At 56.0% G+C, this 25154-nt stretch carries 23 protein-coding genes; 11 read left to right on the top strand and 12 right to left on the bottom strand.

All coding sequences use genetic code 11. The features are described from left to right. Positions 1-34 precede the first annotated feature (34 nt). Positions 35-1618 (bottom strand): ABC transporter substrate-binding protein, encoded by a 1584-nt coding sequence (locus ACR0DY_RS18310; RefSeq protein WP_480547504.1) that lies wholly within the window; start codon positions 1616-1618, stop codon positions 35-37. Positions 1619-2762: 1144 nt separating this feature from the next. Here ACR0DY_RS18310 and ACR0DY_RS18305 point away from each other — a divergent pair. The 3 genes from ACR0DY_RS18305 to ACR0DY_RS18295 are packed head-to-tail and all read left to right on the top strand — an operon-like array spanning position 2763 to position 6017. Beyond that, positions 2763-3974: a M24 family metallopeptidase gene (locus tag ACR0DY_RS18305; protein WP_480547502.1), complete on the top strand. Its 1212-nt coding sequence runs from the start codon at positions 2763-2765 to the stop codon at positions 3972-3974. Positions 3975-3977: 3 nt separating this feature from the next. Beyond that, positions 3978-5135 carry an acetylornithine deacetylase gene (argE, locus tag ACR0DY_RS18300; RefSeq protein ID WP_480488823.1) on the top strand — a complete coding sequence of 386 codons (1158 nt, stop codon included), beginning with the start codon at positions 3978-3980 and terminating at the stop codon, positions 5133-5135. A gap of 3 nt (positions 5136-5138) precedes the next feature. Continuing rightward, positions 5139-6017, top strand: coding sequence for a DMT family transporter (locus ACR0DY_RS18295; protein WP_480547498.1), 879 nt, complete (start codon positions 5139-5141; stop codon positions 6015-6017). Between the two features lie 90 nt (positions 6018-6107). On the opposite strand, the gene ACR0DY_RS18290 is transcribed toward ACR0DY_RS18295, so the two are convergent. The 10 genes from ACR0DY_RS18290 to pcaQ form a co-directional block, all read right to left on the bottom strand. Next, complete coding sequence (locus ACR0DY_RS18290) at positions 6108-7607, bottom strand: mannitol dehydrogenase family protein (protein ID WP_480547496.1); 1500 nt, start codon at positions 7605-7607, stop codon at positions 6108-6110. Then, a complete protein-coding gene (locus ACR0DY_RS18285; RefSeq protein ID WP_480547494.1) occupies positions 7607-8380 on the bottom strand; it encodes an L-iditol 2-dehydrogenase in 774 nt (257 codons plus the stop codon). Before ACR0DY_RS18285 ends, ACR0DY_RS18290 begins: the two co-directional genes overlap by 1 nt. Continuing rightward, positions 8377-9381 (bottom strand): ABC transporter ATP-binding protein, encoded by a 1005-nt coding sequence (locus ACR0DY_RS18280; RefSeq protein ID WP_480898888.1) that lies wholly within the window; start codon positions 9379-9381, stop codon positions 8377-8379. Before ACR0DY_RS18280 ends, ACR0DY_RS18285 begins: the two co-directional genes overlap by 4 nt. A 12-nt stretch (positions 9382-9393) precedes the next feature. Next, complete coding sequence (locus tag ACR0DY_RS18275) at positions 9394-10224, bottom strand: carbohydrate ABC transporter permease (protein ID WP_209506825.1); 831 nt, start codon at positions 10222-10224, stop codon at positions 9394-9396. Positions 10225-10236: 12 nt separating this feature from the next. Further along, a complete protein-coding gene (locus tag ACR0DY_RS18270; protein WP_267366281.1) occupies positions 10237-11103 on the bottom strand; it encodes a carbohydrate ABC transporter permease in 867 nt (288 codons plus the stop codon). A gap of 106 nt (positions 11104-11209) precedes the next feature. Further along, entirely contained in the window at positions 11210-12511 is a 1302-nt protein-coding gene (locus tag ACR0DY_RS18265; protein WP_480484636.1) for an ABC transporter substrate-binding protein, read from the bottom strand. Positions 12512-12604: 93 nt separating this feature from the next. Then, on the bottom strand, positions 12605-13630 hold the full coding sequence (locus tag ACR0DY_RS18260) for a LacI family DNA-binding transcriptional regulator (RefSeq protein ID WP_480488813.1): 1026 nt from the start codon (positions 13628-13630) through the stop codon (positions 12605-12607). A gap of 62 nt (positions 13631-13692) precedes the next feature. Beyond that, a complete protein-coding gene (locus ACR0DY_RS18255; RefSeq protein WP_480529140.1) occupies positions 13693-13818 on the bottom strand; it encodes a hypothetical protein in 126 nt (41 codons plus the stop codon). Between the two features lie 59 nt (positions 13819-13877). After that, positions 13878-14534, bottom strand: coding sequence for a class II aldolase/adducin family protein (locus tag ACR0DY_RS18250; RefSeq protein WP_480539847.1), 657 nt, complete (start codon positions 14532-14534; stop codon positions 13878-13880). Positions 14535-14578: 44 nt separating this feature from the next. Beyond that, the gene (gene pcaQ, locus ACR0DY_RS18245; RefSeq protein WP_480488809.1) at positions 14579-15520 is read right to left on the bottom strand and encodes a pca operon transcription factor PcaQ; all 942 of its coding nucleotides are present in this window, start codon (positions 15518-15520) and stop codon (positions 14579-14581) included. Between the two features lie 97 nt (positions 15521-15617). Between pcaQ and pobA the strand changes: the two genes are divergently transcribed. The 7 genes from pobA to ACR0DY_RS18210 all read left to right on the top strand — a co-directional run bounded on the left by pobA (position 15618) and on the right by ACR0DY_RS18210 (position 21344). Continuing rightward, positions 15618-16787, top strand: coding sequence for a 4-hydroxybenzoate 3-monooxygenase (gene pobA / locus ACR0DY_RS18240; protein WP_480547488.1), 1170 nt, complete (start codon positions 15618-15620; stop codon positions 16785-16787). Next, entirely contained in the window at positions 16787-17575 is a 789-nt protein-coding gene (pcaD, locus tag ACR0DY_RS18235; RefSeq protein WP_480898884.1) for a 3-oxoadipate enol-lactonase, read from the top strand. Before pobA ends, pcaD begins: the two co-directional genes overlap by 1 nt. Next, on the top strand, positions 17568-17945 hold the full coding sequence (pcaC, locus tag ACR0DY_RS18230; RefSeq protein ID WP_480508248.1) for a 4-carboxymuconolactone decarboxylase: 378 nt from the start codon (positions 17568-17570) through the stop codon (positions 17943-17945). The genes pcaD and pcaC overlap by 8 nt, the downstream gene beginning before the upstream one ends. Positions 17946-17997: 52 nt before the next feature. Continuing rightward, on the top strand, positions 17998-18726 hold the full coding sequence (pcaH, locus tag ACR0DY_RS18225; RefSeq protein ID WP_480898881.1) for a protocatechuate 3,4-dioxygenase subunit beta: 729 nt from the start codon (positions 17998-18000) through the stop codon (positions 18724-18726). 2 nt (positions 18727-18728) lie between these two features. After that, positions 18729-19346 carry a protocatechuate 3,4-dioxygenase subunit alpha gene (gene pcaG / locus ACR0DY_RS18220; RefSeq protein ID WP_480898878.1) on the top strand — a complete coding sequence of 206 codons (618 nt, stop codon included), beginning with the start codon at positions 18729-18731 and terminating at the stop codon, positions 19344-19346. A 48-nt stretch (positions 19347-19394) separates the two neighbouring features. After that, a complete protein-coding gene (locus ACR0DY_RS18215) occupies positions 19395-20216 on the top strand; it encodes a 3-oxoadipate:acetyl-CoA acetyltransferase (protein WP_480898876.1) in 822 nt (273 codons plus the stop codon). A 66-nt stretch (positions 20217-20282) separates the two neighbouring features. Further along, positions 20283-21344, top strand: a complete 1062-nt coding sequence (locus ACR0DY_RS18210) for a 3-carboxy-cis,cis-muconate cycloisomerase (protein WP_480547480.1) — start codon at positions 20283-20285, stop codon at positions 21342-21344. A gap of 453 nt (positions 21345-21797) precedes the next feature. Here ACR0DY_RS18210 and ACR0DY_RS18205 read toward each other — a convergent pair whose 3' ends face one another. After that, on the bottom strand, positions 21798-22580 hold the full coding sequence (locus ACR0DY_RS18205) for a DeoR/GlpR family DNA-binding transcription regulator (protein ID WP_480484626.1): 783 nt from the start codon (positions 22578-22580) through the stop codon (positions 21798-21800). A gap of 146 nt (positions 22581-22726) precedes the next feature. Here ACR0DY_RS18205 and ACR0DY_RS18200 point away from each other — a divergent pair, with 146 nt between their 5' ends. Then, positions 22727-25150, top strand: coding sequence for a GcvT family protein (locus tag ACR0DY_RS18200; protein ID WP_480484625.1), 2424 nt, complete (start codon positions 22727-22729; stop codon positions 25148-25150). Positions 25151-25154 lie beyond the last annotated feature (4 nt).

The following is a 25154-nucleotide window of genomic DNA, read 5'->3' as shown; positions in this document are numbered from 1 at the left end:
GCCAAACAGGCAGCTCCGGTGAGTGAGTGGTGGCTTACTCGACGCTCACACCATAGAAGATGTGGCCGCCCAGCGGGTGCACTTTGTAGCCTTGCACCTTGTTGCTCATCGGCATGAATACAACCGAGTGAGCAATGGTTGCCCATGGGGCCTGCTCTTTGAACACGACCTGCGCTTGTTCATACAGCTTGGTCCGCTCTGCCTGATCGGTGCTTTGCTTGGCTTTCAGGATCAGATCCTCGAACGGCTGGTGGCACCATTGTGCACGGTTCGATGCTTCGACCCCGTCACAGCCCAGCAGAACGGCCAGGAAGTTGTCCGGATCGCCGTTATCACCGGTCCAACCCAGCAGAACAGCACCGTCGCGGTTCAGTTCTTTCGAGCGTGACAGGTATTCGCCCCACTCGTATGAGACGATTTCGACGCCCACACCAACCTTGGCAAAATCAGCCTGGATCAGCTCGGCCATGCGGCGGGCATTGGGGTTATAGGGGCGCTGAACAGGCATCGCCCAGATCTTCATCGACAAGTCCGAGACACCTTCGGCATCAAGCATGGCCTTGGCCGCTTCGGGATCATAGGCATCGTCCACAATAGCGTCGTTATAGCCCCACATGGTTGGCGGGATCGGGTTCTTGGCAGCCTGGCCCGAGCCCTGGAAAACCACGTCGATGATCGCCTGCTTGTCGATCGCCATGTTCAACGCTTTGCGAACCTTGGGGTTGTCGAACGGCGCCATCGTGGTGTTGTAAGCCAGATACCCGACGTTCAGCCCTTCCTGCTCCATCATGTTGATGTCTGCATCATCCTTCATCGCCTGAATGTCAGCCGGGTTCGGGTAAGGCATCACATGGCATTCGCCAGCTTTCAGCTTCTGGTAACGAACAGACGCGTCCGGCGTAATGGCAAAGATCAGGTTTTTGACCTGCGCCGGTTCTTTCCAATAATCGCCATTGGCCGCATAGCGGATCACCGCGTCTTTCTGGTAGGCCACGAACGAGAAAGGCCCGGTCCCGATGGGTGCAGTATTCAGTTTTTCAGGCGTTCCGGCAGCCATCATAGCATCGCCATATTCGGCTGACATGATCGATGCAAAATCCATCGCCATGTTCGCAACAAAGGGTGCCTCTGGCTTGGACAGGGTGAACTTCACCGTGTAGTCATCAATCTTTTCGATAGAAGAGACCAGATCCGGCATCCCCATACCCTGGAAGTATTCCCACGTGCCGCCAGACACTTGGTTATAGGGGTGGTTCTCGTCCTTTTGGCGCATGAAGGAAAAGATTACGTCATCAGCGTTGAAGTCGCGGGTCGGGGTGAATTCGTCATTCGAATGGAATTTGACACCCTGGCGCAGCTTGAACGTGTATTCCAGGCCATCATCACTGGCCTCGACACTTTCAGCCAGACCGGGGATCACATTGGTTGTACCGGTTTCGAATTCAAGCAACCGGTTGTAAATAGGATGCGACGAGGCATCAAAGGTAGTTCCTGCGGTAAACAGTGCAGGGTCAAACCCCTCGGGTGAACCTTCGGAACAATACACCAGGGTATTTGCCTGTGCCACGGCACCCGACAGGGCTATTGCCGTGGTTGCGGCCAGAAGATTGAGTTTCATGATTTTCTCCCAGAAATGGACTTGGCAAGACAATCGCAGGGCTCTTTGTCGTCAGAGCGTTCAGTGACAATACAGGTCGTTGCGATATCCCTGACAAATGTATCCAAAATACAAAACCTGTTGTCAACCGGCTCTGTCACTGACTTTCGTGAAAGATGCCTGTTGCCAGGGTGTGTCTTGAACCTGAAAGCGCCCTGCCCCAAGGAAATCACGAAGGGCAACACTTACATTCCACTGGGCCCGGCAGTTTGGCCACAGATATTGACTGTCATTGACCCGAAGTCATTCAGGTAAGAAAGGATATCTAACTTTGACTGTTAGCTGATGAAGCATCCTTGCGCATATCGCGAATGCAATCGTAGCCCAGCCAGAATAAGACTGTCAGTGCTACCAGAAATACGTAGGGAAGCAGCGAGATATGCATAACCAACACGCCATAGAACATGGCGGCGTACGCAGCGATTTGGACTATCACCAACAAACCCCACGCAACCATTCCCCAAAGATTGCGCGCTTTCCTCTGACCGGCCGAGTTGCGCAGGCTTTGACACTCTGCCTCGTTCACCACAGGGGACGCGGCACGCGTTGAATTGAGAATGCCGTTGGTGTCGAGCGCGCTGGATCGACATGCATCGAAACAAGGGGCCGCCTCTCGACAGGTGGGCGCAGTGTGTAGCATTGATTGAGTCCTTGGACATCTGGGGTTTGGCAGCGAGCCTTCACTGTGCCCCAAGACACCGACCCTCTGCACCATGCCGCGCGCGAGATCAGGTGCCACCGTTGCCGTCTTGCAATCATATCCAGCGGAGAAATGCCGATCCTCGCTCAGGCGCAGCATAAAACCGCACAAATAGTCGATTGGCCCGCGAAAACCGCGATCAGATGAGGTCTGAAGAACTTTCTCATGACCCTCGGTGGCTCATGACTTTTGGCGCGGTTTCGGAAGCGCACTAACCACCGAACAGGGACTTCGCATGCTTCCAGCGCTCTATTCTACTGCGTCCTTCGATGCTGAGGGCGAATACCCTGTACGCGTACCATGATCTCCTCGTTAGATAACCCATTAACTTCTAATAGGGGTTTCGGTTCAGGTATCGCTTACAAGTTCATTTGTGTACAAATTGGAAAGATTGCGCTCAAGTACATGTCATATCCAGCCTCCGAGGATGCCATGCCGATTGAACACGCCCCCTTCAGCCAAGCGGAATATGACCGCAGGATCGCCAAGACCCGAAGCGCTATGGAAAAAGCGGGGCTAGAGCTACTGTTTGTCACCGACCCTTCGAACCAGGCTTGGCTGACTGGCTATGATGGTTGGTCCTTTTACGTGCATCAGGGCGTATTGCTCGGCATGGAAGGTGAGCCGATTTGGTGGGGACGTCAGATGGATGCATTGGGTGGGTTGCGCACATGCTGGATGTCCAAGGACAACATTCGCGGCTATGCAGACCACTACGTTCAATCAACCATACGCCATCCAATGCAGGATCTGGCTGGCCACATTCGCGCGCTTGGGCTGAGCACCGCCCGCTTCGGCGTTGAGATGGAGAACTATTACTATTCCGCAAAGGCACACGAGGTTTTGGGCAAGGAATTGCCCGAAGCGACGCTGGTGGATGCGACGGCACTTGTAAACTGGCAGCGTCTGATCAAATCGGAAGAAGAAATTGTCTTTATTCGCAAGGCGGCCCGGATCTCCGAAAAAGTAATCCAAACGGCCATTGATCGCGCCGCGGTGGGCGTGCGCAAGAACGACCTTGTCGCAGATATCTTTCATGCCGGGATTACCGGGGTTGAGGATGATTGGGGGGATTACCCGGCCATTGTCCCTTTGACACCCTCAGGGCTGGATGCCACTGCCGCGCACCTAACATGGAATGGCGCGCCGATGAAAGAAGGTGAGGCAACATTTTTCGAACTATCAGGCTGCTATCGGCGGTACCACGCTCCGCTTTGCCGCACGGTATTTCTTGGCACTCCGCCGCCAGAAATGCGGGACGCGGAACGCGCGCAGATCGAAGGGATAGCGGCGGGTCTGGAGGCTGCACGGGCTGGCAATCGGACCAGCGACATTGCAACCGCTTTTCTTAAGGTTCTTGCCCGTCACGGACTCGAACGGGAGGGGCGCATGGGATACCCTATCGGCCTGAGCTATCCGCCAGATTGGGGCGAACGGACAGCGTCGATCCGCGCCGAAGACGAGACCATTCTGCAACCGGGCATGGTTTTCCATTTCATGCCTGCGCTATGGATGGACAGCTGGGGGCTTGAGACCACGGAAACCATTCTTATCACTGAAAACGGCCCCGCCGAAGCCCTGTGCAATATCGAGCGAAAGCTCTTTGTGAAAGACTAAGCCTTGAGCACCCTCGAAGACGCCAAGACCCTGCTGGGCGAACTGATCAGCTTCCCCACGGTTTCGTCAGACAGCAACCTGGACATGATCAAACACCTCGCGGACCGGTTGAGCGATTGCGGTGCAGAGGTTGAAATATGGCATGATGAAACCGGCACCAAAGCCAATCTTTTTGCCACATTGGGCCCAAAGCGCGACGGTGGTATCGTTCTGTCAGGCCATTCCGATGTAGTGCCTGTCGCCGATCAGGACTGGTCCTCGGACCCGTTCGTGATGGAGGAGCGGGACGGCAAGTGGTTTGGGCGCGGAACCTGCGATATGAAAGGGTTTATAGCGGCGGCAGTCGTCATGGCCCCGTATTACGCAAAGCTGGACCTTCAGCGCCCGGTGCATTTTGCCTTTACCTATGATGAAGAAATCGGCTGTTTTGGCGCGCAGGCTTTGGCCAAGACCCTGCGGGAGAAAGCGATCAAACCCGCTGTGGTCATCATCGGCGAGCCCACCTCGATGCGCATCATCGAAGGCCATAAGGGTTGCTATGAATATACAGCGCATTTTACCGGGTTCGAAGGCCATGGCTCGGCCCCCGAGCGCGGCGTTAACGCAGTCGAATACGCGGTGCAATACGTGTCGAAACTGCTGGCGCTGAAGGCTGATTTGCAAGGGCGAGCACCGGCAAACAGCCCGTTCGACCCGCCATGGACAACAATCAATACCGGTACGTTGGTGGGCGGGGTGGCCCATAATGTGATCCCCGGTAAGGCGCGGGTCGATTGGGAGATGCGACCAGTGCAAAAGGCGGATGCGGATTACGTCAAAGACGAACTGCACCGGTTTTGCGCGCAAACCCTGATCCCGGCAATGCAGACTGTTCATCCCGGTGCCGGTATCAAGACCGAAGTAATCGGTGAGGTCGACGGGCTGGAGCCAATGGACGAGAACGAGGCGCGTGACCTTGTGATGGAACTGACAGGGGCAAATGGCGCCGACGTTGTACCTTTCGGCACCGAGGCCGGGATATTCCAGCAGTTGGGGATGAGCGTCGTTGTCTGCGGCCCCGGATCAATCGATCAGGCGCATAAACCTGATGAATACGTCTCGGTCGACCAGATGGCCCAATGCCTTGATATGCTTGGGCGATTATCTTCGAAGCTGGAATAGATGATGACCTCGGCCCGCGCGGTATCGATATTCTGGTTGGGTGCACCGGTTCTGTTCGTGCTGTTCTGGGCGGGTGGCTACAGCTTTGCCAAGCTGGGGCTGCCCTATGTGGAACCTATGACCATGCTTGCGATCCGTTATGGTCTGGCTGTTCTGTGTCTTCTGCCGCTGCTGGCGCTGTTCCGCCCTGCCCTGCCGCGTGATCCGGCGCACTGGGCCGCTATGGCGGTAAGTGGGTTTCTTATTCAGTGTGTTTATTTCGGTCTGGCCTATCAGGCGATGAAACAGGGGTTGGGTGCCGGCACCACTGCCATCGTGATGGCCTTGCAGCCCGCCCTTGTCGCCGCCTTCTCTCCGTTGGTCGGAGAAGCGCGTGGACGGCCCGTGATGTGGGTTGGCCTGGCGCTGGGTTTTGCGGGGGTTGCAATCAGCGTCTTTGACAAGACCAGCGCAGTGCCTCTTTCCGCCGGGCTGCTTGCGGTTAGTGCATTGGTCGGCCTGACCGCCGCCACTTTGCTGGAAAAACGTCACGGGCGGCGCAGCGACCCAGTGTTGGGTGGTGCTGTTCAATATGTGATCGGATTTGCCGTGCTGCTTCCCATCGCAATGGCGACCGAAACGATGGAAGTCACCTGGCATCCAAACCTGATCCTTTCCCTTGCGTATCTGGTCATCGCAAATTCCCTGATCTCGATCAGCCTCTATGTCGCACTTGTTCAGCGCGGCGACGCGACCCGCGTGTCCACATTGCTTTACCTTGTCACACCTTTGGCAATTGCACTGGCCTGGATGATCCTGGGCGAGCCGGTAACCTGGCGCATCGCCTTTGGTTTCGCTCTCTGCCTCGCAGGCGTATATATCGTGCGGAAATCCAAAGATTGACGCCTATGGCAGTTTTCGATCGGACAACCGGAAATTCAAAGCCTGCGACCAGTTCTATAATGGAAACCACCTGAACCGAGATCACATCCGTCAGGAAAGCGCATTCAGATAGCTTTTGATCGTCGTCCGGCATCCGTGCTGCCAGATCCGTGGCAACCAGCGTATGAAGGCTTCTGCGAACTGGGCTTCACGACCAGTACTTCCGTACAGGTTTGCTGCCTCAAGCCACTTTTCGGGCTGTTCCCTGGCGGCAAGGGCCGCACTCTGCAAATCGCTCCAGATGGGATCATTGGGCGCAATCTCTGATCCATCCTCACGCAGACCGGCGCACATCCGGCACCAGAAAGCTTCAACCAGCGCCAGACCGGTGACAGATGTACCCGAGGCCAGTGCATCGCGAAGGGACGGGAGCAAGAATCCGGGGTGGCGTGCAGACCCATCAAAGGCCACGCGCCGCGTGGTGTCGTGAATAGCCCTGTTCGAAAACCTGCGTTTGACCAGATCCAGATACTGTTCCGGTGTCATCCCGGGAACTGCAATGGCATGAGGAAGAATTTCTTCGGTCTGTACTTTCAGGAAGAATGCCGAAATTTCCCGGTCGTTCATGCAGTCCGCGATTGTGGGGATGTTCAGAACCTCACCCACATTCGCCAGAATCTGGTGCCCGCCGTTCAGAATACGCAATTTCAGGGTTTCATATGCGTGTACGTCTTTGGTGATCGTAACGCCGACATTCTCCAACATCGGCCGCCCAGCGCAGAAATCATCTTCAATCACCCATTGGCGAAAGTTCTCGTGTGAAACCGGAACGCTGTCTTCAATTCCCAGGGCGCGGGCCTGCAACCGGACATGATCAGAGGTGGCAGGAACAATGCAATCCACCATCGAATTCGGGAACGCCCCGTTCTGATCGATCCAATCCGCAAGATCAGGGTCCGTAAGGCGTGCCAGTTCAACAACGCAATTGCGCAGGATGGTTCCGTTGCCCTGAAGGTTGTCACAACTTAATGCCGTAAAGGGCAGATGCCCGGCGGCACGGCGATTGCCAAGTGCCGCCACAATGGCACCAAAAACCGTGCGAGGCCGTTGCGGGTTTTGCACGTCGTGTCGAATATCACCGTGGTCCACGTCGAAAACACCCGACTTGGCATCCAGAAAATAGCCGCCTTCAGTAACGGTAAGGGACACGATCCGAATGGCGGGATCGGACATCTTCCTGATCAGAGGTGCATTTCGGGGTTCAATGGGCAGATAGTCGATCAACGGGCCGATGATTTCGGCCGAAACACCGGACGGGTCAAGCTCGATCAAAGTTGTCAGACAGTCCTGCCCAATCAGCTTTTCGCGCATGTCCGCGTCATAGGCCCGAACACCGGCCCCGATGATCGCCCAGTCGAGGGCCAACCCTTTTTGCATCAGCCTGTGAATGTACCACGCCTGATGCGCACGGTGAAAATTCCCAAGTCCGATATGAACAATCCCAGGTGCCAAATCTTCTCGCCGGTATCCGGGTTTCTTGATATCTGCCGGAAGCGCCCCAAGGTGGTTAAGGCGCAGCTCTACCGGTGTTATGTCCGCCAAAGGGGTCATCAGCTCATCCAGTTTCCGCCATCGACATTGTAAGTCTGGGCCACGATGTATTCCGCTTCATCAGACGCCAGAAACACAGCCATCCCGGTCAAATCCTCGGCACGTCCCATACGGCCGAACGGTACCGCTGATGCAACTTCGCGCTTCTTCTGTCCCGGTTGTTTATTTTCATACTTCGCAAAGAAGGCATCGACGCCATCCCAATGTTCTCCATCCACAACACCAGGTGCGATCGCATTCACATTTATCCCGTGAGCGATCAGATTGAGCCCCGCTGACTGCGTCAAAGAGATTACGGCGGCCTTGCTGGCGCAGTAAACGGCGACCAGAGATTCGCCACGCCGACCAGCCTGTGAGGCCAGATTGATGATCCGGCCTTTGACATTGGCGTCGATCATGTGTCGCGCGACGGCCTGCAGTGTAAACAGGGTGCCCGAGACATTGATATCGAAGACGCGCTGGTAATCGGCGCGGTCGATTTCGGTGATTGGCGCTGCTGAAAAGACGGCGGCATTGTTGATCAGAATGTCAATCTGGCCGAACTGATCCACTGTGCGCGCAACAGCATTGTCGATGCTGTCCTGATCAGCGACATTCATTTCGACCGCCATTGCTGCGCCACCTATTTCCGAGGCTGCGGCTTGCGCCCGCGTGATATCAATGTCGGCAATGGCCACACGCGCACCTTCGGCGACGTAAGCTTTTGCAAAGGCCAGCCCGATTCCGCGCGCAGCCCCGGTGATGAGCGCGGTTTTTCCGTCCAGTCGCTTCATTCGATCCGCAGCCCTTGGGCGTCAAAACGATGAAGCACGTCGGCACGTGGCGTCAGGTAGATACGGTCGCCATGCCGAAATCCAACCTCTCCGTCCGCGCGCACCGTGATTGTTTCCGCCAGACCGGTTTCATGTATGTGGAAAAACGTATCTGATCCAAGATGCTCGGACACGCCGACGACACCGCTCCAGGTTCCTTCGCTCTCGGACACAGCAATATGTTCGGGGCGGATACCGATTGTATGCGCGCCGTGTTTTGCAGCCTCTTCGCCTTCGATAAAGTTCATCTTGGGCGAGCCGATGAACCCGGCGACAAAAAGGTTCCGCGGTGTACGATACAGGTCCAGCGGGCTTCCGACCTGCTCGATTACACCAGCCTGAAGCACGACGATCTTGTCGGCCATCGTCATCGCTTCGACCTGATCATGGGTCACATAGATCATGGTGGTCGCCAGCCGTTCGTGCAACTCGCTGATCTCCAACCGCATGCCAACGCGCAGCGCGGCGTCCAGGTTGGACAGCGGCTCATCGAACAGGAACGCTGCGGGTTCGCGGACAATGGCACGCCCGATGGCCACGCGCTGACGCTGGCCACCGGACAGCTGGCCGGGGCGGCGATCCAGATAGTCGGTCAGGTTCAGAACCTGCGCGGCCCCTTCCACACGTTTGTCGATTTCGGCCTGATCCAGTTTTGCCATGCGCAAGGGAAAGGCGATGTTCTTGCGAACGGACATGTGCGGATATAAGGCATAAGACTGGAAAACCATCGCCAGACCGCGTTTTGCAGGTGGTACGTTTGTTGCATCGGCCCCATCAATGCCGATGGAGCCAGAGGTGATGTCCTCCAACCCCGCAATCAGGCGCAGCAAAGTGGACTTACCGCAACCCGATGGCCCGACGAACACCGTGAACTCTCCGTCTTCGATGGTCAGATCCAATGGCGGGATAACCTGCACGTCGCCAAAGCTTTTGGTCACGGACTTGAGTTGAATACGTCCCATGAGAAGTTTTCCTTATTTCACAGCGCCAAAAGTCAGGCCGCGGACAAGTTGTTTCTGGCTAAACCAGCCAAGGATCAGGATCGGTGCAATGGCCATTGTCGAAGCCGCGCTGAGCTTGGCAAAGAACAGGCCCTCGGGGCTGGAATAGCTGGCGATAAATGCGGTCAGCGGGGCCGCGTCAACGGCTGTCAGGTTGAGGGTCCAGAATGCCTCGTTCCAGGCAAGAATGAAGTTCAGCAAAACAGTCGAAGCGATGCCCGGTACAGCCATGGGTGTCAGGATGTGCAGGATTTCCTCTTTCAGCGTTGCCCCGTCCATCCGCGCGGCTTCAAGGATTTCACCGGGAATTTCGCGAAAGTAGGTGTAGAGCATCCAGACGATGATCGGCAAGTTGATCAGCATCAACACGACAACCAGTCCACCTCGTGTATCAAGCAGCCCCAGACGGATGAACAGCAGGTAGATCGGGTAAAGGACCCCGACTGCGGGCAACATCTTGGTAGAGAGCATCCAAAGCAGAATGTCCTTTGTACGTTTCGAAGGAACAAACGCCATTGCCCATGCTGCCGGTACGGCAATGATCACACCCAACAGGGTTGACCCGCCTGCGATGATGACTGAGTTCCAAAGGAAACGCATGTAGTTCGAGCGTTCCTGCACGACAGCATAGTTCTCGAGCGTCCAGTCGAAGTTCAGGAACAGTGGCGGGCTTGCGATGGCCTGTGCTTCGGTTTTGAAGCTGGTCAGGATGGTCCAGAGGATCGGGAAAAAGATCAGCAGACCGACGGCCCAGGCCAGGGCAGTGTTCAGCGACTTGCGTTGGATTGTAACGGTGCGGGCCATGGTTTTACCTCTTCACGCGTCCAGGTTCTTGCCGACGATGCGCATCAGGAAGACCGCAACGATATTGGCGAGAATGATCGCATAGACACCTCCGGCTGATCCGAGACCGACATTCTGGCTTTCCAAAACGCGCTGGAAGATCAGGTAGGTGAGTGTACGGGTGCCGAACGCGCCACCGGTGGTGACGAAAATCTCGGCAAAGATCGAAAGCAGAAAGATTGTCTGGATCAGAATTACGATTGTGATTGCACGGCTCAGGTGCGGCAGAATGATGTGGTAGAACCGCTTGATCGGCGGTGCGCCATCCATTTCAGCAGCTTCCAGTTGCTCACTGTCCAGCGACTGGATTGCGGTCAAAAGGATCAGTGTCGCAAATGGCAACCATTGCCACGACACGATCATGATAATCGAGGTCATTGAAGCTTCGGACAACCACGAGACCGGTTCAGCCCCGAAAAAGCGCCACAGATGGGCCAGCAACCCGTTGACCGGGTCCATGAACATGTTTTTCCAGACCAGAGCTGACACAGTCGGCATAACAAAGAATGGTGCAATAACGAGGATGCGCACCACCCCCTGGCCCCACATCGGTTGATCTAAAAGCATCGCCAGCAGGATGCCCAGTAGGACCGTAATCGCCAACACGCCGATAACAATGACAAGCGTTGCCTGTACCGCAGGCCAAAACGAACTGGACGAAACAAACCGGATATAGTTGTCGAAACCCACCCATCCGAGATCACCGCCCCGCAAGGGAAGGTATTTCTTGAAGGAAAAATACAGAGTCATCGTCAGCGGCACGAGCATCCAGCCAAGCAGCAGCACCACTGCGGGTGCCATCATCAGGCGTGCAACTGATCTGGAATGTTGAGTTGCCATTGTGCAAGACCTCTCTGTTCAGGCGTAAGGCAGCCTGCGAGAAAAACACGAATTGTGGAAGTGGGAGCAGGGGGCAGAAGGTCTGCCCCCCGCTGGGAAGGTTGCCTCAGTACCCTGCGGCTTCCATCTCTTCTGCTGTGAAGGCCTGCGCTTTGGCAAGCGCCTCATCCACCGTTTGCTGTCCGGCATAGACGGCCGAGAACTCCTGGCTGACTTGCGTGGCGATACCTGCAAATTCCGGAATTGCCGCAAACTGAACGCCAACATAAGGCACCGGCTTCACTGTCGGGTTGCTTGGATCGGCAGACAGGATCGAGTTCAACGTCATCTGAGCGAATGGAACTTCCTGATAGTTAGGGTTTTCGTACAGCGATTTGCGCGCACCCGGCGGCACGTTCGCCCAACCTTCGGCTGCGGCAACCAGTTCAATATAGTCCTTGGACGTGGCCCACTCGATGAATTGTTTGGCTGCATCCTGTTTTTGTGTGCCCGCTGGAATGGCCAGCGCCCAGGCCCAGAGCCAGTTGGACCGCTTGCCCAAACCGGTGTCTGGCGCAAGAGCAAAGCCAACGTGATCCGCCACTGTCGAGTCGTTGGGGTTGGTCACGAAAGAGGCTGCAACTGTCGCATCGATCCACATGCCGCACTTGCCCTGCTGGAACAGCGACAGGTTTTCATTGAAGCCGTTGGTGGCATATCCGGCCGGTCCGGATTCCGACATCATTCCAACGTAGAAATTCAGCGTTTCAGCCCATTCGGGCTGGTCGAATTGCGGCTTCCAGTCTTCGTCAAACCAACGTGCACCAAACGAGTTGGACATGGCCGTAATGAACGCACCACCTTCACCCCAACCTGCCTTACCACGCAGGCAGATGCCGTTGATGTCGTTGTCACGATCGGTCATGGCAGCCGCAGCTTCACGGATGAATTGCCATGTAGGTGCTTCGGGCATTTCCAGACCGGCCTTTTCCATCAGGTCGGTGCGGTACATGATCATCGAGCTTTCGCCATAAAACGGCGCAGCGTAAAGCGTGCCATCATGGCTCAACCCGCCTGCCATCGCAGGCAGCAGATCACCAACATCATATTCATCGGACAAACCGTCCAGCGGTACCAGCCAGCCGTTCGCGCCCCAGATCGGAGTTTCGTACATGCCGATGGTCATGATATCGAACTGACCGCCCTTGGTCGTGATGTCGGTGGTCACGCGCTGACGCAGTACGTTTTCTTCAAGCGTCACCCACTCGACATCGATGCCGGTCGCTTTAGAGAAATCGTCTGTGTAGCCCTGCATCCGGATCATGTCGCCATTGTTGACGGTCGCGATCGTGATGGTTTCCGCTTGGGCTGCTGCCGTAGCGACGAAAGTCAACGCAGTCGCCGCACGAAGTGCGTTCTTCAAATACATCCCTGTCCTCCCTGAGCTTGGATGCTGTACAGAGACCCTAGTTTATAAATTGTCGCGGCGTCAATAATAACTTTACGCGCGTTAAGTTTTAATTCACGCGGATTCTCTCAAGACAAGCCGCGCAGGAAACAGAGTCTCCGTCCGGTCGTCAAATTTTCCGCCGCTTTCAATGAGTTCAAACAAGGTATCCACACTGCGCCCAGCCACGTTGTCATAATCATGCGCAGCTGTTGTCAGCGATGGGCAGGTAAATTTTGCAAAGGGGTGGTCGTCATTTGATGCGACACGGAGTGAGCAATCTTCCTTTCGCCCAACCCGAATCCCCTGCTCATAACAGGCTGCCAGAAATCCGATCGCAAGACGGTCATTGCTGCACAAAACCGAGTTCGTCCTGAGAGCACCTTTCTCCAACACTCTCAAAGCACCCTGATGCCCGATCTCTTCAAACGCCCAGCCTTCACCATCGATTTTTATGACATGGGGTTCGAACCCCAGACGTTCCATAACCTCAATATATGCCTTGCGTCGCTTGTTGGCGTTTGGGTTTGCTGGCGTGCGCATTTCAAAGAAAGACGGAGGTTCACCCGTCCGGGTCATGTATTCCACGGTTTGGGAAACAAAACTGAAATTGTCCGACCCTATAAAGGCTGCACCCAAACCTTCGAGGTTGCTGTCAAACAGAACTGTTGGCACCTCGGCACAAAATTTCTCGATGTGAGCTCGGTCCGACCCGCGCCCCAAAGGAGCAAACAGTACTCCGGCCGGCTTGAGCGACCGCAGGCTGTCGAGTATATCGTTCTCGAGTTCCTGCTCACCGTGCGAGCTGAAAAGAGATGGACGATACCCGGCGACAATACAACTCTGCTCAAGGTATCTGGCCATCTCGGCGAAAAATGGATCGGCAAGATAGGGAACAACGATACCGATATTCTTGGTCAGCTTTCGGTTCTGGTTCACCGCATAGATATTTGGACGGTAATCGAACTTTTCCAATGCTTCTTCGATACGCGCCCGCGTAGAGGAACGAACGCTTTCCGGGTCGTGGAAATATTTGGAAACCGTTGGCCGAGAAATCCCGCTCAGGGCCGCGAACTCCTCCATATTTCTTATTTTTACCATACCTACCCGCTTGCGGAACTCTTTTGCTTTGACCTTACATCTTCTTTACGCGCGGCAATAAATCAATAGGCAGCCGTATCCGCGCGAATGGCCAGATGCGTGACACCAACGCCGACAGGCGAAAACCTCCTGATCACGTCGCGACGTTTTGGAATTGAGCCCAATATACCGCCCCTCAGCGCAGCCATCTTGGCAGTCAGGTCTGTTCAGGCTCATTTTGCTTCTTAGCAGTACCTGCTGCGACGTCCTAGTAGTCGCCCTGAACACCATAAGAAGCGAAACCGGATAGCGTTTCGAAAATCTGTTCATCGGTCAGGATCACCGGACCGAGGGTCAGGGAAAGGTAATATTGACGGGCAATGGTTTCCAGCTCGACTGCGCGCCATATGGCCTTGTCCAGGTCCTCTCCCATGGCAATGGACCCATGATTTCCAAGCAGACAGGCGGTTCGACCTTGCAGCGCTTCGATCGCCAGCTCCGACAGCTCGGGCGTTCCAAAGCGCGCATAGGGTGCGCAGCGAACATTGGGACCGCCGAAGGCCGCGACCATGTAATGCGCTGCCGGGATTTCTTTGTGTGCAATCGCCAGCGCCGTGCAATAGGTCGGATGTGCATGGACCACCGCGCCCATATCGGGGCGGGTCTTGAGAATGTCGAAGTGAAACCGCCATTCGGTCGAAGGTTTGAGCGGGCCATCCCAGGTCCCATACTCTCCATCAAATGGCATTGAGACGATCATCTCGGGGGTCAGCTTGTCATATGGCGTCGCCGAAGGTGTGATCAGCATCCGGTTCTCGTATCGGGCCGAGATATTGCCGGATGTGCCCTGGCTAAGACCGCTGGAATTCAGAAAAAGGCATTTCTCGATAATTGCCTCACGGATTCTGCGTTCCTTGTCATCCATCTTGTGCTCCTGTCCTAGCGCCACCCCGGCAGAATGGACCAGCCTTAGTTATCAGAGGTCGCACCATCAGGCGACAAGCCCAACCTCGCAATTGCATTGTCCAAAGCCAACCCGAAAACCTGCGCCTGAGGTGACAGGACCTGGTCAGGCCGACGCATCAGCCCAACGGGCCCGCGTGTGATCGACGTATCAAACGGCAGCGCCACAAGGTGGCCATCGCTGATTTCATTGGCGACCACCCCCGCCGAGATGATCCAGATCGCGTCGGTCTGCCGGGTATACACCCGCCCGAAAGCACCCGAGACAGTTTCCAGACGATCTTCGATTTCACCAATCCCATGCGCGATCATGAGGCGATCCACCAAGGGCCGAATTGCCGATCCTTCAGGCGGGTAAAGCACTTGCCACTCGGTAATCCGCCTGAGATCGGGGGCTTTCAGCAGCGGGTGATCCGCGCGCACGACAAAGACGACCTTCTCCTCGTAAAGCTGGGTAAAGGAAATGCCCTGCATGGTTTCAGGGCGACCCAAACGCCCGATAACAAGCTCTAGGTCGCCCAGTCGAAGACGCTCCATCAAATGGCCATGTGGACCGTCGAAAACGCTCAGTCGGGCATTGCCCGCAAGTTCGGAAAACTCGGTAGCAACGGCTGGCATCAAACGGGCCGCAACCGAAGGCAGCACCCCGACCCGAAGGCTGGCCCTGCCCCGCGCCTCGATCTGTTCCACACCAGAAAAACCTTGCTGCAAAGCGGCCAGTGACATTTCGGCAAAATGCAGAAACACTTCGCCCTGCCGCGTCAGAGAAACACCGGACCGGTTACGGGACAACAGCACAGTGCCCAGAATATCCTCAAGCTCCTTAAGTGTCTTGGATATCGCCGGTTGCGTGAGAAACAGCTTCTCTGCCGCAACTTTCAGGCTTTTCTCGCGACATATCTCAATAAAACATTGAATATGCCTAACTTTGATGCGGCGATCTATCATTACTTTCCAATTCCGGCAACTAAGTCCAAGCAGAACTCATTTTACATATCGAGATATGGCGTTCAATTATTAGATACGCGAAATCAGGAGAGCCAACATGCGCGTTCAGGTCGCGATCATCGGCGGTGGACCTTCAGGTCTTTTGCTCAGCCAGTTGTTGCACCGCAAAGGCATAGACACCATCGTATTAGAGCGCAAAACCAGGGAATATGTTCTGGGCCGCATTCGCGCTGGTATTCTGGAAACCGGTTTTGTGGAACTGATGCGCGAAGCCGGTGTGGCAGAGCGGATGGACAAGGAATGCTTTGTCCATGACGGCACAGTGATCTCGTATGGCGATATCGAATTCGGCATCAACTTTAAAAAGCTGACAGGCAGTCATGTGGTTGTTTACGGACAAACTGAAGTAACCCGTGACCTGTATGATGCGCGCGAGGCAATGGGCGGTAAGATCGTTTTCAACGCCGATGATGTTCAGATTCACGGGGCTGACAGCGATGCACCCTATGTGACGTATCAAGCGGATGGGACCGGACACCGGATTGATTGCGATTTTGTCGCCGGTTGCGACGGATTTCATGGGGTGTCGCGTCAAACCATCCCGCTGACCGTGCGCCGGGAATATGAAAAGGTCTATCCGTTTGGCTGGCTGGGCGTTTTGTCCGAAACACCCCCGGTCCATAACGAACTGATATATGCCGGATCGGAACGCGGTTTTGCGCTTTGTTCCATGCGCAATGAGAACCTCAGCCGATACTACATTCAATGCTCGCTGTCTGACAGTGCCGATGACTGGACTGATCAAGCCTTCTGGCAGGAGCTGAAACGCAGGATCCCCGCGCAATATGCTGAGACACTGATTACCGGGCCATCGGTCGAAAAATCAATTGCGGCGCTGCGGTCTTTCGTGACCGAACCAATGCGCTGGGGCCGTTTGTTCCTGTGTGGGGATGCCGCGCATATCGTGCCCCCCACAGGGGCCAAGGGGCTTAACACGGCGGCAAGCGACATCCACTATCTGCACAACGCACTGCTGCAATTCTATGAAGACCGCGACAGCGAAGGCATCGACCGCTATTCCGAAAAAGCGCTGGCCCGGATCTGGAAGGCCGAGCGGTTCAGCTGGTCCACGACCAATCTGTTGCACCGTTTTCCGGAACAGAACGGCTTTGACCTGAAAATGCAGAAGGCTGACATTGATTTCCTGTGCGAAAACAAAGAGGCCCAATCGGTGTTTGCACAAAACTACGTCGGGCTGCCCTACTGATGCAGATTGCGGCGCTGGATAACATTCACCTGCATTGGCGTGAGGATGGCGATCCAGATGGCACGCCTGTGGTGTTTGCCAACTCGCTGGGAACTGACCTGCGCCTTTGGGACAAGGTTTTGCCGTTGCTGCCCAAGGGGCTGCGCCTGATCCGGTTCGATCTGCGTGGTCACGGCCTGTCGGAATGCCCTCAGGCGCTTTACAGCATGGCTGGGCTGGCGGATGACGCCGAGGCTTTGCTTGACCATATCGGGGTTCGCGACACGGTGTTTGTCGGCCTGTCGATTGGCGGCATGATCGGTCAGGTGCTGGCTTCGCGCCGACCAGACCTGATCCGCGCCCTTGTTCTGTCCAACACCGCCGCAAAAATGGGGACGGCCCAGATGTGGCGTGACCGGATGGGCGCAATCCGATCGTCCGGCATCGAGCCTGTGGCAGACGCAATTCTGGACCGTTGGTTTGCGGCGGGTTTCAGGGCAACCGATAACGTGCTGCTTTGGCGCAACATGCTGGTGCGTACCCCTGATTCTGGGTACCTGGGATGTTGCAACGCCATTGCAAATGCTGATCTTGAATCCATGACCCGGACGCTGCGATTGCCGGTTCTGGCCATCGCGGGATCAGATGACCGCGCCTGCCCGCCCGAACTGGTCCGGCAGACCTGTGCTATGATCCCCGGAGCGCACTATGTCGAGATACCCAACACCGGGCACCTGCCATGCGTGGAAGCCCCCGCCACCTATGCTGAACACTTGTCCGCTTTCCTGATGGAGAACCGCAATGAGTGACAAATACGAGTCCGGTATGCGAGTGCGCCGCAGAATTCTGGGCGACGCCCATGTGGATCGCGCCGAAGACGCCAAGTCTGATCTGGACGGTCCATTTCAGACGCTTATCACCGAAGGCGCGTGGGGCACCGTCTGGGCCTCGGACGGGATCAGTGACCGAGAAAGATCCATGCTGACGCTGGCTTTGCTTGCTGCGTTGGGAAATTTCGAAGAAATCCCGATGCATATCCGCGCCACAGTCCGTACCGGCGCCAGCAAGCAGGATGTACTTGAAGCGTTTCAGCACGTCGCAATTTACGCGGGCGTGCCACGCGCCAATCAGGCCCTCAAACTGGCAAAACTGACCTATGATCAAATGGAACAGGACTGAATGGGAAACGCGCAGAAACCCGAGTCAGACAAAAAGGAAGTGTGATCCGACAATGTTGAAACAAGGTGATTTCTACCAGCGTGACCGCGAGTGGCACCCACCTGCGCTGACACCCGACTACAAGACCAGCGTGACCCGTTCACCGCAATATTCGCTGATCTCGCTGCAAAACTCGATCAGTGAGGTCACCGGCCCGGTTTTTGGCCACAACGATGTTGATCCTCTGGATAACGACCTGATCTCGAACTATGCGCAGCCCGGTGAAAGCCCGATTGGCGAGCGTATCATTCTGCACGGCAGGGTGCTGGATGAAAACGGACGTCCGGTGCCAAACACGTTGGTGGAAATCTGGCAGGCGAATGCGGGTGGGCGCTATCGCCACAAGAAGGATACCTATCTGGCACCGATCGATCCCAATTTCGGTGGTTGTGGCCGCACCCTGACAGATGAAAACGGGTATTATTTCTTCCGCACCGTAAAACCCGGTGCCTACCCCTGGCGCAATTGGGTGAACAGCTGGCGTCCCGCCCATATCCACATGTCGATATTCGGAACAGGTTTTGCGCAACGCCTGATCACACAATGTTATTTCGAAGGTGACCCGCTGATTGACAGGTGCCCGATCGTGAAAACTATTCCTGACGCCGATGCGATCAGCCGCCTGATTTCGCGGCTCGATATGAATTCGACGATCCCACTGGATACCATCGCCTATAAATTTGACGTGGTCTTGCGCGGTCGGCGCTCGACCCTGTTTGAAAACCGTCTGGAGGGGAACTGAAGATGCAACAGCTGAATTATCTGAAGGAAACCCCCTCGCAAACAGCCGGGCCTTACGTCCATATCGGTCTGGCGCCTGGGGCTGCCGGATTTGAGATCTACAGGCAGGAACTGGGCTGGGATATAGCCGGACCAAATGCCGAAGGTGAGCGTATTCGGGTCGAAGGACTGGTCGTGGACGGGGCAGGATCGCCCATCAAGGATGTTTTGCTCGAGGCCTGGCAGGCAAATGCCAGGGGCGTCTATGCCCATCCTGAGGGCGGCGGCGATGTCGAAGACGGCTTTCGCGGCTGGGGACGCGTCATCACCAATTTTGAAACCGGCGAATGGGCGTTCGACACTGTCAAACCCGGCCCGACACCGGGACGAAACGTGGGCCAGCAAGCGCCTCACATAAACCTTTGGGTTGTAGCCCGGGGCATCAATGTCGGTCTGAATACGCGTATCTATTTCGAGGACGAGGAAGAGGCCAATAGCAAGGACCCGGTCCTTAATCTCATCGAATGGGAACGCCGCCGCGCAACGCTGCTGGCCAAACGCACCAATCGGGACGGTCAAGTTGTCTATCGCTTCGATATCAAGATACAAGGCGAAGATGAGACCGTCTTTTTTGATATCTGATTACTTGGTGCTGCCTTGCCAAGGCCGCACTCATTTCAGGAAGTCACCATGACCAAACCCTGCATCATTTGCGTGGCCATCACTGGTTCCCTGCCCACCAAAAAGAACAACCCCGCGGTGCCGATCTCGGTTGCGGAACAGGTCGAAAGCACGCAAGAGGCGTTCGAGGCCGGTGCCAGCATTGTCCACGCCCATGTTCGCAACGATGATCAGACGCCCAGCAGCGACCCCGACAAATTCGCTCTCCTGAAAGAGGGTTTGCAAAAACACTGTCCCGGAATGATCATCCAGTTTTCCACTGGTGGGCGGTCAGGCGCCGGTCAGGCCAGAGGCGGAATGCTGCCCCTTGCCCCTGACATGGCGTCGCTGTCGGTTGGATCGAACAACTTTCCCACCCGGGTTTATGAAAATCCACCCGACCTGGTGGACTGGCTGTCAGCCGAAATGCAAAAATACAAAGTCACGCCCGAGATCGAGGCGTTTGACCTGTCCCACATCCTGCAAGCGATCAGATTGCACAAGGAAGGCAAGCTGTATGGCAAGCTGTATGTTCAGTTTGTCATGGGTGTCAAAAACGCGATGCCGGTCGACAGGGCCGTGTTCGACTTCTACGTGAAATCCATGCAGGATCGCGCACCGGATGCCGAATGGTGTGCCGCCGGGATCGGTCCAAACCAGATTGTGGTAAATGAATGGGCCATTGCTGCGGGCGGACACACGCGGACAGGTTTGGAAGACAATGTCCGGCTGGATCGGAATACACTAGCGCCTTCGAACGCTGCGCTGGTCAATCGCGTGACCGAGCTATGCGCAAAGCACGAACGTCCGGTCGCCACCTGGCAACAGGCCCGCGAGATTTTGGCTCTTTGAGCGCAGGGAGGAATGATGCCATGACGATTGATATCCGCTCGCTTCATTTCAAAGGCCACACATAAGATGGAACAGCTTTCCACTCATCCCTGGCTCAGCGGGCTGTTTGAGGACCCACAGACCTCAGAGTTGCTGGGTGCAGAGGCTCAGCTGAGACACATGCTGGCCGTCGAGGCCGCATATTCAGAGGCTTTGGCGGCGGTCGGCACCGTACCACCAGAGGTGGCGGAAACCGCGGCAAAACTTATCCGACAACACCGTCCCGACATGCAGGCGCTGCGCGACGGGACGGCATTGGATGGCGTGGTGGTGCCCGCGCTGGTGCGGTCGCTCAAAGCGGCATTGCCTGAACATTGCCACGTCGCGCTGCATAAGGGGATGACGTCGCAGGATGTTGTCGACACCGCTCTGGTTTTGTCAATCAAGGACATTCTGGAGGTGTTTTCGGCCCGTCTTTCTGACCTGATGGATGCGCTTGTGGCGTTGGAACAGGCATATGGCGAACACGTGATGATGGGGCGAACCCGAATGCAGGCGGCATTGCAGATTTCTGTTGCCACGCGCCTGCGAAACTGGCGGTTGCCATTGGCCGATCACCAGAAACGCCTGACCGAATTGCAACCCAGATTGCTTGTGCTGCAACTTGGCGGCGCCGTTGGCGACCGCGCCGGGATGCACGGGTCCGGACAGGTAATCGCAGATCATGTGGCCCGTGGGCTTGGCCTGGCCAGCTGCGATGCAAACTGGCATACCCGCCGGGACAATCTTGCAGAGTTTGCCTCATGGCTTTCATTGATAACCGGATCGCTGGGAAAGATCGGTCAGGACGTGTCGCTCATGGCCCAGCAGGGGGTGGACGAGGTTTCGCTGGCAGGTGGCGGCGGATCTTCGGCGATGCCTCACAAGCGCAACCCGGTCCGCGCGGAACTGCTGGTCGCACTTGCTCGTTTCAACGCAACCCAACTTTCGGGCATGCATCAGGCGCTGGTGCACGAGCAGGAACGTTCCGGCGTTGCCTGGACGCTGGAATGGATGATCCTGCCCCAGATGATCCTGGCAACGGGGCAGGCTCTGATCAGCTGTGGTACGTTAGTGCAACAGATCGAACGGATAGGCATGGTGGAGTGACTGCACTGGCCTCTGAGCCCGACGTTATTCAGGCGCGACACTGACTTGGCGTCGCAGGTTGTGTCACTTGTTTCCCATCGTGTTTCCTCCGTTTTCCCAATCCCAACGACGGGCCACTTCAGTAGCGAAGGATCAGTGACGGTGCGGGCAACCTAAAGTCGCCGAAGAACCGAGAACAGGCGGCGTTCCTGATCAAGGTGATGGCCGAGGATCGCCCTGACGATCTGTCGCTGGCCTATTTCACGGCCAAGGAAGTCAGCCTACGCTGGACGGAACATATCGGAATTTCGTTGACGCGGATATCAGGACAGCTGCCATTTTGGAGTGCCGGAGTATGTCAGATGTCGCCGACAATATTGATGCGGCCCACGCGTTATGCAAGCGACGCAATCCCGCCACTCCACACAGCTTTGTGGTAAATAATAGGAAAAAACGTCCGTTCCCAAAGGCCAATCACTCATCAAAAGCTTGAAACTGATCTGCAGCGATTACTGTCTTTGCCTGACCTATGACGCCTTCGAATTTTGGCGCAGGCTTCCGCTCGGTTATCAGGAAGTCACTTGCCGAAAGAGCCGGAAGACGCAAGGCTGGTTTGGGTTCGGATGCCTGGAACTTGGTCGAGTCAACTGCCATGAAACATCGTTCACTGATCGCCTTCATTGCGACCGCAATATCGACTTCGCATTGTTCGAACACCAAAAAACCCTGTTTCGGATCCACACGTGACGCCGACAGGATTGAGTACTCCACCGACATATTTGCAATAACGTCAAAGGCCGCGCGGTCGAACGCTGCCCCGTCATGATTTCGAAGCTGTGTGCCCGCCATAAAGACCCGGTTGCCGTTCCCCATGGCCAAAGTTGTTGCGATGAACGCTGAATTCGTCACCACGGTAAGATCTCTGCGCGCCTTGAGGGCTTGGGCCACAAAACCCGACGTAGATCCCGTATCGATAGCAATGGACGCGTTATCTGGTACAAGGTTCAATATTGACTTGGCAATGGCGACTTTCGCTGCGCGGTTGGTTGTCATACGCGCGATGAAAGGGGGATCCAGAACCTTTTGGGTGCTGATCAACGCGCCGTGAACCTTGTCGATTTGCCCCGCATCCACCAACGGCTTTACAATTCGACGGATTGTCTGATCGGAAACGTTAAGCCTCTGCGCCAGGTCCATGACCGAGATTCGGCCATGCATGTTAACCGCGCTCAGGATGTCCTTTTCGTATTTTGACATTCAGTCACTCGGATGTTGGACTTTAACAGGATAAATTGTAGTTACCCCCTTAAATCAACAGATTTCAACACTATTGTTTAATTTTTGTTGATTTATATTGGCCGATACGGTGATCTGGCACCCAATTTGTCGACAGGGGCGAGGCCATGACAACCCATTCTGCAAAACACCTTATTATTGGCGGCGGCATCATCGGATGCTCAATCGCTTATCATCTGGCCCAGGCAGGTGAGACGGATGTCGTCCTTCTGGAAAAGGCATCTCTGACAGAGGGGGCAACATGGCACGCTGCCGGGCTGGTTGGGCAATTGCGATCTTCCCGCAATACAACCCGGATGCTGAAACGTTCGGTCGCGCTCTATGACCGGCTGGCCGACGAGACTGGTATGGAATTCGACTGGAAGAAAGTCGGCAGCTTGCGGCTGGCGGCAACCAAGGAACGGTTGCTGGAGGCAAAACGCTTGGCAACGATGGCACGCAGTTTTGACCTGGAGATGGAAATCATCTCACCAGCCGAAGCGAAAGCCCTGTTTCCCTATATCGATGCCGACGGGTTAGAGGGGGCCGCCTTTATTCCGTCGGACGGCCACGTTGACCCCGCTGGCCTGTGTCTGGCGATTGCAGCCGGTGCGCGTAACCACGGCGCACAGATCAGGCAGGGGGTGAAGGTTGAGGATTTCGAAATCCGCAATGGTCGCATAACCAAAGTGATGACAACCAACGGCGACTATGAGGCGGAAACCGTTGTGCTGGCCTCGGGCATGTGGAGCCGTGAACTGGCGGCAAAACTGGGCGTCGTGGTGCCAGCCTGCGCTGTCGAGCACCAATATGTCGTAACAGAACCGTTACCAGAGCCGGAATTGGTCAAGGGCCTGCCCACACTGCGCGACCCCGAGCGTCTGGTCTATTTCAAGCCCGATGCTGGCGGGCGTCTGGTCATCGGAGGTTACGAAGACGACACATTACCATTTGGAAAACGGGGCATTCCCGGAGAGTTTGTGCGCCAGTTGCTGCCTGACAATCTTGACCGTTTCGCGCCGCTGGCTGAACTTGCCGGTGTCGTCACCCCTGTCGTGAACCAGGTCGGAATCCGGCAAATCATCAATGGACCGATCCCCTATTCCGCCGATGGTGATTTTGTCATGGGCTGGGCCCCTGAGATCAAGAACTTGATGCTTTCGACCGGGTTCCTCTACGGCATTGCGGCTGGCGGGGGCGCGGGGGAAATGATCGCGGAATGGATTCTGAACGGGCGCCCAAGCCTGGATCTTTGGCCATTGGACGTGCGGCGGTTTAGCCCACATCATGCGACCAAGGCCTTTATGTATCCCCGAGCCGTCGAACATTACGCACATCACTACAAGATGCGCTATCCGGGCCAGGAGGCCGAGACCGCACGTAATTTGCGCTTGTCTCCACTATATAACCGATTGAAAGAACACGGGGCGGTTTATGGATCGAAGAACGGGTGGGAACGGCCTTTGTGGTTTGCCCCAGCTGGGGTCGCCCCAGTGGATCAGCTCGATTTCCTCAATCCCGGTTGGCATGTCTTCGCGGCCGAAGAACACCGCGCTGCCCGCGAAAGTGTCGTTCTGATCGACCAGTCGAGCTTTTCCAAGTTCGAGCTGATCGGCTCTGGCGCGTTGGGTGTGTTGCAACACCTGGCGGTCTCAAACATGGACAAGCCGGATGGCAGCGTAATCTATACCCAACTTTGTAACGACAAAGGCGGCGTCGAGGCGGATGTCACCATCACCCGCCTGGGGCGCGACCATTTCTATATCGTGACCGGCGCTGGATTCGGGGTTCACGATTCCGACTGGATCCGACGTCATCTGCCGGAAGACGGATCAGCACATTTAATCGAGGTTACCTCTTCCCGCGCGGTGATCAACATGTGCGGGCCAAAAGCGCGCGACGTCCTGCAGACGGTAACCGAAGAGGATATCTCAAACGCTGCGTTTCCCTTTGCAACAGCGCGCGACATTACAGTCGGAGCAGCAAGAGTGCGTGCAGTGCGCATAGGCTATACCGGCGAGTTGGGCTGGGAACTGCACATCCCAACCGAATTTGCACTTCATGTCTATGATCAGCTTTGGAAGGCCGGGCACGCCCATGGCATCCGCGATATCGGCTACCGGGCCATTGACTCGCTGCGCCTGGAAAAGGGGTATCTTTACTGGAGCACCGACATCACCCCGGACTATACACCTGTAGAAGCGGGCCTGGGCTCTCGCGTCCACCTGAAATCGAAGGAAAGTTTCCTAGGGCGCGATGTGCTGGAGGACCAGAAATCCAATGGCACGGCACAGATACTCTGTACCTTCGTGACCGAAGAAAAACTGCCGATGACCGGGGGAGAAACCATCCTGCACAATGGCGTAACCGTTTCGCGCGCCAGCAGCGGTGGTTATGGGTACCACGTCGGGAAAACGATCATCTACGGCTATCTTCCGGTGGCGATGACGGACCAGACGGAATTCGAACTCGAACTGTTCGGTGACCGCAAACAAATCTGCCGGGTGGACGGGCCTCTGTTCGACCCGGCCAATGAACGGCTAAAAACCTGAGGGG

The organism is Ruegeria sp. O6, assembly GCF_056535045.1.
This window is presented reverse-complemented; position numbering and strand designations above follow the sequence as displayed.